The sequence below is a fragment of the Streptomyces sp. NPDC021093 genome, assembly GCF_044333135.1.
In the GTDB taxonomy this organism is placed as follows: Bacteria; Actinomycetota; Actinomycetes; order Streptomycetales; family Streptomycetaceae; genus Streptomyces.
On record NZ_JBIRQJ010000019.1, the window covers coordinates 115246 to 129889 of the forward strand.

A 14644-nucleotide genomic window follows, 5' to 3' on the forward strand; every position below is an offset into this window, starting at 1 on the left:
GTACGGAGCCCGATTCTGCGGCACATCCGCACGACTGGCCAACGGCCGTACGAGCGCTACACCGCCAGGAGGTCCCAGACGGAGTCGAACCATTCCTGGGACTCGGCCACGAAGAGCGAGCCCAGGGAGCGTATGTCCGCGTCCTTCACGTAGCTGAAGAGCGCCGCCTTGAGTCCGAGGACGTCGATGGTGTCCAACTGCTCGCCCTCGGGCAGCTCGATCCGTCTTTCAACGATTTTGTAGTAGCCCTGGAGCGCGATCGTCCCGTTGAAGAGATAGAGCTTGAAGTGCGGAGCCATCGGCACCCGTTTGATCTCGACCGACACCTCGGGAACCAGTCGCTCCCTGCGCAGGCCCTCCATGTTGAAGACGATCAACTGGCTGTGCAGCGAACTGAGTTCGTGCATGCGACGGGCCAGCCGTTCGTCCTCGGAGCCGTCCTTGGGGCTCGGATACGGCAGCTTCATCCCCTCGTCGGGCAGCAGCAGCCGAATCGCGATGCGGCGGGGCCGGATCTCCGCCTCCCGCACCCGCTTGACCTGTGCGCTGAGGTGCGTGCTCAGCGTCTCCGCGGTCAGGCTGAAGACGTCGAGGGTGACCTCCTCCGCCACGAAGGCCTGATTGACGACCGTCTGCAACAGGCCGGGCCCCGGCTTCGCCGAGTGGATCCGCTGCACCATCACGACCTTGGTGCCGCTCCCCTGCCTCGTCTCGATCCAGCCCTCGCTGACGAGTTCCCTCAGGACGCGCTGAATGGTGTCCCGGGACACCTCGAACCGCTCGGCCAGCTCCCGCTGGGGAGGGAGCAGGGAGCCGACGGTGTACGTGCCGTCGGACATGGCGGTGCGCAGCGCCGCCGCCACGCGCTGGAACGCCTCGCCGCCACCCTCACTGCCCGCCGCACTCGTCACAGCAAGAACGTACCTCTTTGACGGCCTTCGCAATCCAATTGCGGTCCGCTGACAGGAAGTTGGAATGATTCGGTTAGTCGATCTGCCCTGCAGGGGACCAACTCACCAAGCCAATCAGCCCAATTGGAAGGCTGATTGCCTCAGGGAGGGAACAATCTCATGCAACTCATCGGCCTCTTGTCCGACACACTGGCCCAGTCCCGCGAGGTCCAGCTCTTCGCCCTCGGCCTCTTCTTCGGGGGCTACTGGTACGCCCGGAGGGCCCGCTGAGGGCCCGGGACCCCGCTCGTTCGGGATTGCGGACCCGGCCCGTTCACGCCTGCGACCCCGGCCCGGCGACCAGCAGCAGGACTTCTTCCAGCGAGTCCACGACCGCCCGCGCACCCGCGTCCCGCAGCCTTGCCGCCCGGTGATCATCCTTCGCGTAGCCCAGGAAAGGGACGCCCGCCCGGCGGGCCGCGTACAGGTCGGAGGGGGTGTCGCCGATCATCAGGGACTTGGCGGGGTCGGCGTCCAGGGCGCGCAGGGCCCGGTTGAGGCAGTCCGGGTCCGGCTTGAGGCGGTCGAGGTCGGGGGTGCGGCCGTAGATGTGGCGCTCGAAGCAGCCGTCGAGGCCGCGGGCGGACACGTAACGGGCCGCCGCCCTCGGTGAGTTGTTGGTCGCTATGGCCAGGGGGACGCCGCGCGCCGACCACTCCCGTATCAGCTCGTCGACGTACGGGGTCGGGGCGGCGGACCTGGTGGCCCGCAACTCCTCCTCGGTGAGGGCCTGTTCGAGGTCCCGGACGAGCGGGCTCTCGGGGTGTGCCGCGCCGATCGCGCGCAGCACCGCGTGCGGGTCCTGCCGGTCCTCCTCGCCCAGCGGCACCTGGAAGCCCCTTCCGTCCAGCCAGCCGATCAGCCGGTCGGCGATGTAGTGCGCCCGGTGCCCGGCGAAGAGTCCGCAGATCGGGCCGTCGAAGTCGAAGAGGACGCAGGTGGCGCCGGTGACCGAGTGTGCTGCCTGCTCGATCACCGGCGCCACCTGTTCGAGGTCTGTGGTCAGGTCAGTCGTTTCTGAGGTCACTAGGAGAGTGTCAGGTCCGACGTAATGGTGTTCCAGAGTGCGTCGAACCAATTTGCGGATTGCTCGACGAATGCCTGGTCACGCGGGCCCGCCACCGCTTCGAAGTCGAAGAGGACGGACTCCGTGCCCAGCGCGTCGTACATCTCCAGGTTGATCTCCTCGATCTCCTCCCGCCGCTTGGCGACCGTGTAGTACCCGAAGAGCGCCTCGGCCCCGTTGAGGACGTACAGCTTCAGGGGCGGGGTGAAGGGGAGCGCCCGGAAGGTCACGTGGACGTCGACGCCGTGCGAGCGGCGGATGTTGTGGAGGTTGTTCCGCAGGACCTGGCCCTGTGCGTTGCGCTGGGTCAGCCAGCGCTGGTGGACCAGGCCCGCCTCGCCGGGCCCCACCCCCTTGGGGAAGGCCAGCTCGATGTTGCGTGCGGGCAGCAGGACGCGCACGGTCACGCTGTTCGGCTTGATGCGGTTCTCGTGGATCAGGCGGAGCGGATCCGTCATCGCCAGCATCAGCGATTCCGAGGTCAGGCTCAGTGCGTCGATGCGTACGTCGTCGGCCGAGAACGCCTGTGTCAGGCGCGGGCCCAGCGCACTGAGGGTCTGCTGCGGACGGCCGCCCGCCGGGCCCTCGTCCGCCGTCGGCGGGGCCGTCGCCGCCACCCGGGCCGGGGCGCCCCTCGTGGCCTCCGTCAGCAGGCCCTCGTCGTGCAGGATGTGCAGGGCCTGACGGACCGTGCCGCGTTCCACGCCGAACTCTTCGGCCAGCCGGGACTGGGTCGGCATGGGGTCGCCGGCCTTGATGTCTCCTCTTCGGATGCGGTCGCGCAGGGTGTCGGCCACTTCCCTGTGCGAGCGCTTTCTGCCGTTCCCTGAACTGTTCTCGTCGCTCACGGCACAACGCTACAACTAGCAGCCATCTAAAGGGAGTTGTCGCGATGTTGTTTATGGATCGCAACCAAGTGGGGACAACTTGGGTGTAGTTGGTTGCCACTTGGCAAACCTGGTTGGCAACCCCGGCAGAGGCAGCGTCGCCTCCCCCGCCACCCGCTCCAGCGCTGCTCCCGAGGGAGGGACCCCATGCCTGCTCTGCTGCTGCTCTCCGCCGTCGTCGTCATCGGATTCGAGAAGTTCGTCGAGTGGCGGTACGGGGCCCCGGGCGCCGTCGGACTGCTGCTGCTCGGCATCGGCGCCAAGGCCAAGAGCCCCGCCTGCGCCGGGGTCGGGGCGACCGTGCTCACCCTGCAGGTGGTCGGACCCGCCGCCGCCTAGCGCCCTGGATCTACGCCTCGGCGGCCAGCGTCAGGTCCTGACTGATCGTGTTCCAGATCGCGTCGAACCACAGCTGCGACTGCTCCACGAACGTCGAGTCCCGCTGGCCGCCCGCGTCCCGGTCGAAGGGGAACAGCATCGACCGCGTGCCCACCGTGTCGTACATCTCCAGTGGCTCGCGGTCGTCGAACTGCTCCTCCTGCTTCGTGATCATGTAGTACGCGAAGAGCGCTTCCGAGCCATTCAGCAGGTACAGCTTGACCGGCGGCGTGAACGGGAGCGCGCGGAAGGTGATGTTCACGTCGATGCCGTGCGTACGGCGCAGATTGCGGAGGTTGTGCTGCAGGACCTGGCCCTGCGCGTTGCGCTGCGAGAGCCAGCGCCGGTGCAGCCGGGCGTCGTTGCCGTCCGCGACCGGCGTCGGGAAGGCGAGGTCGATGTCGCGGCTCGGCAGCAGTACCCGCACGGTCACCTTGGCCGGTTTGATGCGGCCCTCGTGGATCAGCCGCAGCGGCTCGCCGAAGGCGAGGGTGAGCGAGACGGCCGTCAGACAGAGCGCGTCGATCTCCACGTGGTCCGACTGGAAGGCCTCCGTGATCCGCGAGGCCAGCGCCACCATCGTCGGCTGCGGCGGCGCCGAGTGCGGGGCCAGGGCGGCGGGCGCGTCGTCCGCGACCGTCGCCGGGGACCCCTTGGTCACATTGATGAGCAGGTTCTCCTCCTGGAGGATGCGGAGCGCCTGGCGGACCGCGCCCCGCTCCACCTCGAACTCCCTGGACAGCTCGGCCTGCGTCGGCATGCGGTCGCCCGGACGCAGCTGCCCGGCCCTGATCCGGGCCCGCAGCGCATCGGCCACTTCTCGGTGCGACCTTTTCCGACCGTTCACGGCAGCGCCAGCTGTGCTCACAACCAGAACACTACAACTTCACGCCATCTAACGGGAGTTGTAGGGGAACCTGGTTAAAAGTTCTTGAGCCGTGGGGACAACTTCATCAGAGTTGGTCACCAACTCCCTCCAGATGGCTCAACTAGGAGTCACGGCAGGGATGTTGGCGTACGACTCGCCAACCTCTCCACCCGCTCGGCCACCGCTCGGCCACCGCTGAGCAATCAGGGAGTGATCACCATGCCGCTCGTCGCACTCCTCGCCCTCGCCGTCTACTTCGTCGGCGAAATGATCCAGGACAAGTTCGGCCTGCTCGGGGTCGCCGCCGTCGGCTTCCTGACCGTCGGCGTCAAGACGAAGAACACCGCCTGCCTCAGCATCGGCACCGTCGCCCTCGTCATCCTCGGCCAGTCGGCCGTCAGCTGAGCCGGCGCCCCCGCCCCTCGCCGGGGGCCGGACCGGGGGCGCCAGGTGCGTCGGCGCACTGGGGGAGCGCCGGCGCACCAACCCTTCCGCCAGGACCACCCTCCCGCGGGAGCCCTTCCACCGGAATCACAGGACGTCGCAGGACATCAGAAGACGTCACACGGCATCAGAAGATGTCCGGGCACCACGGCTCGCGCACCGTCCGGAACAGCCCGTCCACCCGCGCCGCCACCCCGTCCCGCTCCTCCGTCACCAGGCCCAGCGCCGCCATCCGCACCGCCGACCCGCCGCCGAGATAGAGCGCACCCAACTCCCGTACGTCCAGGGTTAGTTCGACGCTCTCCTCGGTCGGCACACAGACCCCCGTCCCGTCCGCCGAGACCTCAAGGCGGAACCGGCCCGCGGCAAGCCCCAGCCGGTCCCGCACCTCCAGCACCACCGCGCCGCCGCCCTCGTACGGCCTGGCGTACGTCCGTGCCTCCAGCGCCCGTACGACGTCCAGCACCCGCACCCACAGCCAGTCCGCCGCCGTCACGACCCTCGCCGCACGAGGGTCGGGCAGCAGGTCCGGCAGCAGGTCGTCCGGTGCGCGGTAGCCGGTCCGCACCGTCGCCACCCAGTCGATCGAGCAGAGGAAGTGCCACAGGGCGCGCTCGGCCGCCGGGGTCGTGGCGATCAGGTCGGTCACCCGCACCGTGTTCAGCGGCTGCTTGCCGTCGCCCCACTTGTCGTCGGCGCGGTAGCCGACCAGCCCCTCCACCTGACCGCCCTGCTCGGCCGGCGCCCGGTACACGGCGAAGAAGGTCGGCTTGTACGGGTCGAACGAGTACTCCGTGAGTCCCGTCCGCGCGTCCCACCAGCCCGCGCTCCGGTCGATCACCCCGGGCTTGCCCGCCCGCAACCGCTCGTGCAGCTCGGGGCCGATCTTCCGGACGTCCGCCGGGTCCACCAGGTCGATCCGCCCGCCGCACTCCGGGCCCGCCCACCGCGGGTCGAGTCCCGTGCGGTGCACGTCGACCTCCCACTCGTTGATCGAGGTCGCGGGCCCGAAGCCGTACCGCCCGTAGATCGGGTACTCGGCGGCGATCAGCGTCGCGATCGCGTCGCCGCGCTCCTTCGCCTCGGCGAGGTCCGCGCGCATCATCCGGCTGAGGATTCCGCGCCGCCGGTGGGTGGGCATGACGGTGACGCTGGTGACCGCGTTCGCCTGCACGAACCGCCCCCCGGGCAGGGTGAGTTGCTGCGGGAAGGAACGGTACGACGCCACGCACCGCCCCGCGTCGAAGGCACCCCACGCGCGGGAGAGGTCGGTGCGCGGCAGCCGCAGCCCGATGTCCTCGGCCGTGTACTCCTGGGCCATCAGGAACCCGGTGTTGTTGGCCCGCGCCCAGCCCGCGAACTCGGCCTCGGTGATGGGACGTACTTCCAGGGAATCAGCGGACGAATCGTCGGGGCCCGGGGCAGGGGCAGCGTGAGCGGTCATCCGCCCACGCTAGGCACCTCCGCCTCAGAATGTCGCGCGTATTTCGCCGACCCTGACCGGGCCCCCGAGCAGCGGTGCGTCCGCCATCCTGGCCACCACTTCGCCCTGTACGCCCAGCTGTTCCAGCGCCCTGGCCAGCACCGGACCGAGCGCCCGCCCGGCCCCGTCGTCGATCTTGAACGCGAGGGCCCGGCCGTCCGGCAGCGCCACCGCCTGCACGGCCTCGGCGCCCATCTTCGACAGCACGCCCGGCACCTCCCGCATCAGCCAGGTGTCGGGACGCCGGGTGCCCGCCACGTACTCAGGGTGGGCCCGCATCGCGTCCGCGACCCGGCGCTCGGGGGTGCCGTCCGCCGCGAGCACGAAGTGCCGGAAGGCGCGGGCGAGACCGGTGAGGCTGATCGCCATCAGCGGGGCCCCGCAGCCGTCCGTGCCGACCGCGGTGACCTGCTCCCCGCTCGCCCGCTCCACGCACTCCAGGACCAGCTGCTGGAGCGGGTGGGACTGCTCCAGGTACGTCGCGGTGTCCCACCCGTTGAGCCGGCACGCGGCGATCATCGCGGCGTGCTTGCCCGAGCAGTTCATCGTGACCCGCTCGCGGACCTTCCCCGCCGCCAGGTACTGCTCGGCCTCGACGGGGTCCAGCGGCAGGTCCGGCGGCGTCTGGAGATCGCCCTCGGTCAGCCCGTACTCGCTGAGCATCTTCCGTACGAGATCGATCTGGAAGCCCTCGCCCGAGTGGCTCGCCGCGGCCAGCGCCAGCCGCTCCCCCGAGAGGTCGAGCCCGGCCCGCAGCACGGCCGCGGCCTGCATCGGCTTGTTGCTGGAGCGGGGGAAGACGGGAGCGACCACGTCGCCGAGGGCGTGCTCCACGCTTCCGTCGGCCGCCAGGACCACCAGCGAGCCCCTGTGACGGCCCTCGACGAAGCCGGATCGGACGACTTCGGCGAGAACCGGGGATATGGCGGGGGCGGGGGCAGTGGCGGTGGGGGGAGTCATCGTCGGCTCGGCCTTCCGGACGGGGATCCGCCCCGGAACCGGCCGCCCGGGATCGCCGGCGGTGGGCTCAGTGGAGCAGATCGTCTACTTGCGCTTCGCCCTCACGGTACCTGCGGGCGATCTCCGCGCTGCAATCGTCCGCGGTCCGCTGGAGCCGCTGCCGCTGCCGGGAAACCTGCTGCTCATAGCCCACGAGCCGGCCCATGCCCGCATGCAGCTCCTGGTCCGTTCGGGCGTCGAGGTCGGACAGCTCGACCTCCGCGAGCATGTCGCAGGCGAGCCGCCGGTACTCCTCGCTGCGCGGCGTGGACAGCGTGACGTGCCGGGCGGACGACCGGTGCGTGGGCGGGCTGTCCGCGAGGATCTCCGAGAGCCGCTCCACCACGGGCGACTGCGGCCCGCCCCGGCGGCCCAGCTCGGCCCGCAGGATGTCGATACGGCCGTGCAGCAGCCGCCGTACGTAACTCAGATCGGCCTCGTCGCGCTGCGCGCCCTGGCGCAGCGTCCGCAGCTCGGGCAGGCCGAGGACACCGAAATCGGGCTGCGGGACGGTGGGCAGACCGTCCTGGACACGGTGCCCGGAACGCGGCGCGGGTGTCCGTACCGCCTCCACCGCCCCTGCCCCTGCTGCACTCGCCAGCTGCATCGGTACGGGACCGGACGGCTGCCCGGTGCCAGAAGTGCTCATGGATTTCCGTCCCCTCGAACGGTGCGGCGCACCGCCTTGACCCGCATCGTGCCACTCCTTCCCGCACCGACGCAGGCACACTGCACCCGTATGGCCCTTGCATCGGAGAAATCGGAGAAGGGGCCGGAGGAAGGCATCATGGGCGTCATGCGAGCTGTGGTGCAGAGAGTGGACGGCGCGAGCGTCGTCGTCGGGGGCGAGACGGTCGGCGAGATCGTGGGCGAGGGCCTGTGTGTCCTGGTGGGAGTGGGCCACGAGGACACTCCGGACAAGGCGGCGCAACTCGCGCGCAAGCTGTGGTCGGTGCGCATCCTCGAATCCGAGAAGTCCTGCTCCGACGTAAATGCCCCCCTTCTCGTCATCTCGCAATTCACCCTGTACGGGGACGCCCGCAAGGGCCGCCGCCCCACCTGGAACGCCGCGGCGCCCGGCGACGTCGCCGAACCGCTGGTCGACGAGGTGGTGGCCCAACTGCGGGCGCTGGGAGCGACGGTGGAGACGGGCAGGTTCGGTGCGGACATGCGGATTTCCCTGACGAACAACGGGCCGTTCACGGTATTGATCGAGATCTGACGACCGTCCGCGGGGGACGGTGCGGCACCACCGAGGGGGACCTGCACGATGCGCACGCGCGCGCTTTTCTCGTACGTACTGATAGCTGCCGGCGTGACTGTCGGCCTGAGCGCCTGCGGTTCCGGCGGACCCGAGTCGTACTCCGAGGCAACGGAGGCGATGACCGAACGGGACCTGCATGACGCGATGCTGCGGAACAAGGAGGTGCCCGGCTACGCGGTGGGCCCCGTCCAGCGCACCGAGCACGCCAACCTGCCCGCCTGGCGCACCGGGGACGCCAAGTGCGCGCCGCTGCTCGACGCGCTGGGCCCCGGCACCCTGGGTGCGGTCCGCTCGGCGTACGTCACGGTCGGCTCGCGGACCGGCGGCGTGCAGCCCATGGGCCTGAAGCTGGGGACGTACGACAGCGACGGCGCCCGGCGGGCCATGGACAAGCTCTCCGGCGCCCTCGGCTCGTGCCGCACCTTCGACCTCACGGGCCCGCTGAACCGCGCCTACCGGGTGAGCGTCGAGCTCCCCTCGGGACCGGGGAGCGACACGGGGACCACCTACGTCCTGAACGCACAGCCCGTGGACGCCCGCAACGGGCCCGTCCGGCACGAGGTGCACGCCGTACGCACCGGAAGTCTGACCTCGGTCGCCACCGTGGACGACACACTCCGGGCGCTGCCGGGTTCGCCGCCCGTGCTGGGCGCGGACCAGGTGAAGTCGATCCTCGACCGGCAGGTGGCGAAGCTGAAGCGACCCGTCGACGAGATCTGACCCACGGGCAGTGCTTACGGCACTTACGGCTCGACGACGACTTCCTGAGCCGCAGCCGTGTCCCCGGCCAGCAGCTCGGCGTCCACCGCCACGTTCCGCTTGACGAGGGCGAGGGCGATGGGGCCGAGCTCGTGGTGCCGGGCGGAGGTCGTCACGAACCCGATCTGCCGCCCCTCGGGCCCGTCGGCGGCGAGCCGCACCGGCGTGCCCGAAGGCGGCAGGTGCACCTCGCTGCCGTCCAGGTGCAGGAAGACCAGCCGGCGCGGCGGCTTCCCGAGGTTCTGGACGCGGGCGACGGTCTCCTGCCCCCGGTAGCAGCCCTTCTGCAGGTGCACCGCGCTCCCGATCCACCCCAGCTCGTGCGGGATGGTCCGGTGGTCGGTCTCGAAGCCGAGCCGCGGCCGGTGTCCCTCGACGCGCAGCGCCTCGTACGCGAGGACCCCGATCGCGGGCCCGTGGGCGGCGGCGAACGCCTCCAGCTCCTTGCGCGGCAGGAACAGGTCACGCCCGTACGCCGTCTCCCGCACCACCACGCCCTCGGGCACCGCGGTGATGGACCCGGCCGGCAGCCAGACCACCCCGAACTCGTCCGTCCGGTCGGCGACTTCCACCCGGTAGAAGAACTTCATGCTCTCCAGGTACGCGATCAACTCCCCCTGCGTACCCGGCTCGACGTGGATCCACGTCGTCTCCCCGTCGTCCACCAGGTACAGCGCGTGCTCCACGTGCCCGTTGGCGGTCAGCACCAGTGCCTCGGTCGCCTGGCCCACGGGCAGTTCGGTCACGTGCTGGGTGATCAGCAGATGCAGCCAGCTCAGCCGGTCGGACCCGGTGACGGCGATGACCCCCCGGTGCGAGAGGTCAACGAAGCCGGACCCGTCGGCCAGCGCACGCTGCTCGCGGAACAGATCGCCGTAGTGCGCGGCGACGCCTTCGTCACGCCCCTCGGCGGGAACGGCACCGGGCAGGGAAAGAAGGGGGCTCGTCATGGTCCCCAGCGTACGACTCGGCTACGACTCGGTGTCCTTCGCCGCCTGCGCCGTGCAGTCCGCGCACCGCCCGAAGATCGCAAAGTGCTTCATATCGGTCTCGAACCCGAATTCGCCCCGCAGCTTGGCGATGAAGTCACCGGCCACGGCCACGTCGGCCTCGATGACGTTCGAACAGTCCCGGCAGACCAGATGGAGGTGGTGGTGCCGGTCGGCGAGGTGATAGGTCGGCGCCCCGTGCCCCAGATGGGCATGGCTGACAAGACCGAGCTCTTCCAGCAGCTCAAGGGTCCGGTAGACGGTCGAGATATTGATCCCCGAGGCGGTCTTCCGGACCTGCACCAGAATGTCGTCGGGCGTCGCGTGCTCCAGCACGTCCACCGCTTGCAGCACGAGCTCCCGCTGCGGCGTCAGCCGGTAGCCGCGCTGCCGCAGGTCACTTTTCCAGTCGGTGCTCACCACGCCGCCCAGTGTAGGCAGCGCGGCGAGCATTCGGCCTGCCTCCGGCTCAGCGGAAGAAGGCGATCCCGTCGTCCGGCAGGTCGCCGAGGTTCTTCGCCATCTCCTCGACCTCCTCCGGCGTGACGGTCTTCTTCAGGTGCGCCGACATGTACGGGCGCAGCTCGACCTCGGGGGTGGCCTTCTCGCCGACCCACATCAGGTCGCTCTTCACGTACCCGTAGAGGCGCTTTCCGCCGGTGTACGGGCCCGAGGCGGCGGTACGCGCCACAGCGTCGGTCACGAGGTCGATCTGCGGCTTCTGCGCGGCCAGCTCGCCGTACCAGATCTCGACGACACCGGTGTCGCGGACCATGACGACCTCGACCTTGCGGTCCTTGTCGATCCGCCAGAAGCCGGACTCGGTCTCCAGCGGCTTCACCTTGTTGCCCTCGGCGTCGAGGATCCAGGAGTGCGAGACGTACTCCAGGAAGTCGCGGCCGTCGTGGCTGAAGGTGACTTCCTGGCCGAAGTTGGCCTTCTCCTGGCCGGGGAAGTCGGTGACGCCCGCACCCGTCCACTTCCCGAGGAGGAAGACGAGGGGGACGAGGTCCGGGTGGAGGTCGGACGGGATCTCGATCATGAGGGGCTCAGGCGATCTGTGTGAGGGGGTGGCGGCGGCCGGCTGCGCGAGGGGCTGGGAGCCTGTGGCTAGCGCTGGCCCTGGTAGAGCTTCTTCACGGCCAGACCGGCGAAGGCGAGGACGCCGACGCAGACCAGGACCAGCAGGGCGGAGAAGACTGCCTCAAGCACGGGGTGCTCCTTGGGACGATCGAGGTGCGGGATACGGGCCGGGCCCCAGCTTAGTCCGCCGGGGCCCGGCGCTCTCGGTGAGGTGGGCGACGGGCTTACAGTGCCCGCATGTCGAAGAAGCTCGTGATCAAGGTGACCGCCGGGGCCGATGCGCCCGAGCGGTGCTCGCAGGCGTTCACGGTGGCGGCGGTGGCCGTGGCCAGTGGGGTCGAGGTGTCGTTGTGGCTGACCGGGGAGTCGGCGTGGTTCGCGCTGCCGGGAAAGGCCGCCGAATTCGAGCTTCCGCACTCGGCGCCGCTGCCGGACCTGATCGAGTCGATCGGATCATCCGGCCAGATCACCCTGTGCACACAGTGCGCGGTACGGCGGGACATCGGCGAGGGCGATGTGCTGGAGGGCGTACGGATCGCGGGGGCGCAGGTTTTCGTGAGCGAGATCATGGCCGACGGAGTACAGGCACTCGTCTACTGAGCCCCGCACTACTGCTCACTGACGCTTCTTGCGGCCGTCCAGCTCGTCCCACCAGTCGTCGGAGCGGGGGTCGCCCGTCGTCTCGTCCCACCAGCGGTCCTCGGGCCCCTTGCGGTTGGCGATCATCGCCGCGAAGGGCGGAATGAGCGCGGCGACCACACACATCCCGACCGCCACGGGAACCGACCACAGCCGCACGAGTGCGCACGCGGAAACGAAAAGGACGAGGCAGGTCCCCATCATCACGAAGTAGCCGCGACGGCGACGCGCGTACATAACTCCACCGTACGACCGGAGACCGGAGACCGGAGAAACGGCAAGGCAAAAGGGCCGCACCCTCGTCACAGGCAAGCGTCCAACCCCCTGTGGGTGCGGCCCTTCGGCCGGTCCGAGTGTCCCGGACCTGCGCCGGACCCCGACGGACGGAGTCCGGCGCAGCGCCCCGAAGCCCGGGAGGCGCCCCCGGCGCCGAACGGTACGAGGGGCGCGTGAAGAATCAGACGGCGATGGCGACCTCTGCCAGGCCGCCCGTCTGGGCGACGACCGTGCGGTCCGCCGTGCCGCCCGGGACCAGGGCGCGCAGCGTCCAGGTGCCCTCGGCCGCGTAGAAGCGGAACTGGCCGGTGGCGGAGGTGGGGACCTCGGCCGTGAACTCGCCGGTCGAGTCGAGGAGGCGGACGTAGCCCGTCACCGGCTCGCCGTTCTTGGTGATGCTGCCCTGGATGGTGGTCTCACCGGGCTTGATGGTCGAGGCGTCGGGGCCGCCGGCCTTTGCTCCACACATGTGCGTACTCCAGAGGTCCGAGAAGAGGGGGAGGGGTTACTTGTTGGCGCCGAGCTCGATCGGCACGCCGACCAGGGAGCCGTACTCGGTCCACGAGCCGTCGTAGTTCTTGACGTTCTCGACGCCGAGCAGCTCGTGCAGGACGAACCAGGTCAGGGCCGAGCGCTCGCCGATGCGGCAGTACGCGATGGTGTCGCGGGCCAGGTCGACCTGCTCGGCCTCGTAGAGGGCCTTCAGCTCTTCGTCGGACTTGAAGGTGCCGTCGTCGTTGGCGTTCTTCGACCACGGGATGTTGCGGGCGGACGGGACGTGGCCCGGACGCTGGGACTGCTCCTGCGGGAGGTGCGCGGGGGCGAGGAGCTTGCCGCTGAACTCGTCGGGCGAGCGGACGTCGACCAGGTTCTGGTTGTCGATGGCCGCCACGACGTCGTCGCGGTAGGCGCGGATCGACTCGTCCTGCGGCTGGGCCTTGTAGGACGTGGCCTCGCGCTGCGGGATCTGCGCGCCGTCGACCAGGTCGCGGGAGTCCAGCTCCCACTTCTTGCGGCCGCCGTCGAGCAGGCGGACGTCGCCGTGGCCGTAGAGCTTGAAGTACCAGAAGGCGTACGACGCGAACCAGTTGTTGTTGCCGCCGTAGAGGACGACGGTCGTGTCGTTGCCGATGCCCTTCGCGGAGAGGAGCTTCTCGAAGCCGGCCTGGTCGATGAAGTCGCGGCGGACCGGGTCCTGGAGGTCCTTGGTCCAGTCGATCCGGATCGCGTTGCGGATGTGGTTCTTCTCGTAGGCCGAGGTGTCCTCGTCGACCTCGACGAGGGCCACCTTCGGGTCGTCCAGGTGGGCCTCGACCCAGTCGGCGTCGACCAGTACGTCGGTGCGGCTCATGTGTTTCTCCTCCGGGGCAGTTTCGGGGGGATACGAAGTGCGGGTTCGCGGTGCGCGGTTCGCGGTGCGAGCCCACGGTGCGGGCTCGAAGTGCGGGTTCGGGGTGCGTGCCGGTACGGCGGCGGGGCCGTGCGTACGGCGGCGCGGTGCGGTGGGAGCAGGCGCAAGTCGCCCTGGGGAAGCGGGAGTTCGGGGCGTCGGGCCCAGCGGTTCCCGCTCAGACGGCGCGGCGACAGAGCATGGCGGCGACGCGGCACAGGTCTACTGCCCGCCGCTTCGTGAGGTCCGCCTGTCGCTGCTGCATGGGACCGATCGTAGGGACGTGCGGGGGCGCGTGTCACCGGTGTGTCGGATGGTGAGACGAGATCGTCCGGTGTGTGAGATGCAGAGAGGGGCCGGGGCGTCGGTCCCGGCCCCTCGTCACACCTGTGTGTCCCTCTGTCCTGCGGAGTGGACCCTTCCGTCTCGTTATCCGGCCGGGCTCACGTCATCCGGCCACGGGCCCGGTTAGCCGGCCAGATGCACGCTGGTGCCCGTGACGCCGATCTGCATGCCGGTCTCGACCGGGGTGATCTTGTCCAGGACCAGGCCGTTCGGCAGGCCGCCGATCGGGCGCTCGAAGTCGATCTTCTTGCGGATCATGCCTTCGAGCCCGGGGATGCCCTGCCCCGGCACCTCGTCGGCGCGCACCGCGACCGACTTGCCGCTGTTCTTGAGGCTGACGCTGGACAGGACGCTGCGCTGGATCTCCCGGCCGAGGACGGAGACGGTGCCGGTGACCTTGACCTTGCCGTTCCCGCCGTAGGCGAGCTTCACGTCCTTGTCGCCCGCCGCACGCGTGAGGTCGTCGTACGAGATCACGGCCGTGCCGGTGGCACGGGCCGCGGTCGCGGAGGAGAAGTTGTTCGAGAGGGTCACGTCGTGGAGCTCGGCGGTCATCCGGCCGACCTTCAGATTGCGGCCCTGGGTGGTGCTCGCCTCGACGCCGTCCATCGTGACGTCGACCTGGTCGAGCTTCTTGCCGAGGATCTGGGTGAGGAAGGGGAAGCCCTTGATGTCGATCTGCGGGTCCGCCGACAGCCCCTGGCTGGTGCGGACCTTGGCCGCGACCTCGCCCTCGGCGTAGTTCACCGCGAAGCGGTCCGCGGCGACGAAGATGCCGCCGAAGATCACCACCAGGATCAGAAGTATGCGTAGTGCGCGCATTG

The 14644-nt window shown here is 69.7% G+C and carries 20 protein-coding genes; 5 read left to right on the plus strand and 15 right to left on the minus strand.

Features of this window, described 5'->3' with window-relative positions; all coding sequences use genetic code 11:
* Positions 1–56: 56 nt before the first annotated feature.
* The 3 genes from ACH4SP_RS41075 to ACH4SP_RS41085 all read right to left on the minus strand — a co-directional run bounded on the left by ACH4SP_RS41075 (position 57) and on the right by ACH4SP_RS41085 (position 2864).
* The gene (locus tag ACH4SP_RS41075) at positions 57–911 is read right to left on the minus strand and encodes a winged helix-turn-helix domain-containing protein (protein ID WP_398423365.1); all 855 of its coding nucleotides are present in this window, start codon (positions 909–911) and stop codon (positions 57–59) included.
* Positions 912–1224: 313 nt separating this feature from the next.
* Positions 1225–1977: an HAD family hydrolase gene (locus ACH4SP_RS41080; RefSeq protein ID WP_398423367.1), complete on the minus strand. Its 753-nt coding sequence runs from the start codon at positions 1975–1977 to the stop codon at positions 1225–1227.
* Positions 1977–2864: a winged helix-turn-helix domain-containing protein gene (locus ACH4SP_RS41085; RefSeq protein WP_398423369.1), complete on the minus strand. Its 888-nt coding sequence runs from the start codon at positions 2862–2864 to the stop codon at positions 1977–1979. Before ACH4SP_RS41085 ends, ACH4SP_RS41080 begins: the two co-directional genes overlap by 1 nt.
* A 186-nt stretch (positions 2865–3050) precedes the next feature.
* Between ACH4SP_RS41085 and ACH4SP_RS41090 the strand changes: the two genes are divergently transcribed.
* Entirely contained in the window at positions 3051–3242 is a 192-nt protein-coding gene (locus ACH4SP_RS41090; protein ID WP_398423370.1) for a hypothetical protein, read from the plus strand.
* 10 nt (positions 3243–3252) lie between these two features.
* Here the strand turns inward: ACH4SP_RS41090 and ACH4SP_RS41095 are convergent, their stop codons facing one another.
* Entirely contained in the window at positions 3253–4098 is an 846-nt protein-coding gene (locus ACH4SP_RS41095) for a winged helix-turn-helix domain-containing protein (RefSeq protein WP_398423372.1), read from the minus strand.
* A 270-nt stretch (positions 4099–4368) separates the two neighbouring features.
* Between ACH4SP_RS41095 and ACH4SP_RS41100 the strand changes: the two genes are divergently transcribed.
* Positions 4369–4554: a hypothetical protein gene (locus tag ACH4SP_RS41100; protein WP_398423374.1), complete on the plus strand. Its 186-nt coding sequence runs from the start codon at positions 4369–4371 to the stop codon at positions 4552–4554.
* 166 nt (positions 4555–4720) lie between these two features.
* Here the strand turns inward: ACH4SP_RS41100 and ACH4SP_RS41105 are convergent, their stop codons facing one another.
* The 3 genes from ACH4SP_RS41105 to ACH4SP_RS41115 all read right to left on the minus strand — a co-directional run bounded on the left by ACH4SP_RS41105 (position 4721) and on the right by ACH4SP_RS41115 (position 7724).
* Positions 4721–6037 carry a GNAT family N-acetyltransferase gene (locus ACH4SP_RS41105; RefSeq protein WP_398423376.1) on the minus strand — a complete coding sequence of 439 codons (1317 nt, stop codon included), beginning with the start codon at positions 6035–6037 and terminating at the stop codon, positions 4721–4723.
* A 24-nt stretch (positions 6038–6061) separates the two neighbouring features.
* Positions 6062–7036, minus strand: coding sequence for an asparaginase (locus ACH4SP_RS41110; RefSeq protein WP_398423378.1), 975 nt, complete (start codon positions 7034–7036; stop codon positions 6062–6064).
* A gap of 67 nt (positions 7037–7103) precedes the next feature.
* Positions 7104–7724 carry an ABC transporter substrate-binding protein gene (locus tag ACH4SP_RS41115; RefSeq protein ID WP_398423380.1) on the minus strand — a complete coding sequence of 207 codons (621 nt, stop codon included), beginning with the start codon at positions 7722–7724 and terminating at the stop codon, positions 7104–7106.
* Positions 7725–7871: 147 nt separating this feature from the next.
* On the opposite strand from ACH4SP_RS41115, the gene dtd reads away from it, so the two are divergent.
* Both dtd and ACH4SP_RS41125 read left to right on the plus strand, forming a co-directional pair.
* A complete protein-coding gene (gene dtd, locus ACH4SP_RS41120) occupies positions 7872–8297 on the plus strand; it encodes a D-aminoacyl-tRNA deacylase (protein ID WP_398423382.1) in 426 nt (141 codons plus the stop codon).
* A gap of 48 nt (positions 8298–8345) precedes the next feature.
* Entirely contained in the window at positions 8346–9059 is a 714-nt protein-coding gene (locus tag ACH4SP_RS41125) for a hypothetical protein (RefSeq protein ID WP_398423384.1), read from the plus strand.
* 23 nt (positions 9060–9082) lie between these two features.
* Here ACH4SP_RS41125 and ACH4SP_RS41130 read toward each other — a convergent pair whose 3' ends face one another.
* From ACH4SP_RS41130 to ACH4SP_RS41140, 3 genes are read right to left on the minus strand one after another with little or no spacing between them, the layout of a single operon-like run.
* Positions 9083–10048: a YgfZ/GcvT domain-containing protein gene (locus ACH4SP_RS41130; protein ID WP_398423386.1), complete on the minus strand. Its 966-nt coding sequence runs from the start codon at positions 10046–10048 to the stop codon at positions 9083–9085.
* A 21-nt stretch (positions 10049–10069) separates the two neighbouring features.
* A complete protein-coding gene (locus ACH4SP_RS41135; protein WP_398423387.1) occupies positions 10070–10510 on the minus strand; it encodes a Fur family transcriptional regulator in 441 nt (146 codons plus the stop codon).
* 46 nt (positions 10511–10556) lie between these two features.
* Positions 10557–11129, minus strand: coding sequence for an FABP family protein (locus tag ACH4SP_RS41140; RefSeq protein WP_398423389.1), 573 nt, complete (start codon positions 11127–11129; stop codon positions 10557–10559).
* Positions 11130–11407: 278 nt separating this feature from the next.
* Between ACH4SP_RS41140 and ACH4SP_RS41145 the strand changes: the two genes are divergently transcribed.
* Complete coding sequence (locus ACH4SP_RS41145; RefSeq protein WP_398423391.1) at positions 11408–11770, plus strand: DsrE family protein; 363 nt, start codon at positions 11408–11410, stop codon at positions 11768–11770.
* A gap of 15 nt (positions 11771–11785) precedes the next feature.
* Here ACH4SP_RS41145 and ACH4SP_RS41150 read toward each other — a convergent pair whose 3' ends face one another.
* The 5 genes from ACH4SP_RS41150 to ACH4SP_RS41170 all read right to left on the minus strand — a co-directional run bounded on the left by ACH4SP_RS41150 (position 11786) and on the right by ACH4SP_RS41170 (position 14642).
* Positions 11786–12046: a DUF3099 domain-containing protein gene (locus ACH4SP_RS41150; protein ID WP_398423393.1), complete on the minus strand. Its 261-nt coding sequence runs from the start codon at positions 12044–12046 to the stop codon at positions 11786–11788.
* Between the two features lie 220 nt (positions 12047–12266).
* The gene (locus tag ACH4SP_RS41155; protein ID WP_362423220.1) at positions 12267–12554 is read right to left on the minus strand and encodes a DUF1416 domain-containing protein; all 288 of its coding nucleotides are present in this window, start codon (positions 12552–12554) and stop codon (positions 12267–12269) included.
* Positions 12555–12590: 36 nt separating this feature from the next.
* Positions 12591–13436, minus strand: coding sequence for a sulfurtransferase (locus tag ACH4SP_RS41160; protein WP_398423395.1), 846 nt, complete (start codon positions 13434–13436; stop codon positions 12591–12593).
* A 217-nt stretch (positions 13437–13653) separates the two neighbouring features.
* Positions 13654–13740 (minus strand): putative leader peptide, encoded by an 87-nt coding sequence (locus tag ACH4SP_RS41165; protein WP_362423585.1) that lies wholly within the window; start codon positions 13738–13740, stop codon positions 13654–13656.
* Positions 13741–13943: 203 nt separating this feature from the next.
* On the minus strand, positions 13944–14642 hold the full coding sequence (locus ACH4SP_RS41170; RefSeq protein WP_398423397.1) for a DUF2993 domain-containing protein: 699 nt from the start codon (positions 14640–14642) through the stop codon (positions 13944–13946).
* Positions 14643–14644: the final 2 nt, after the last annotated feature.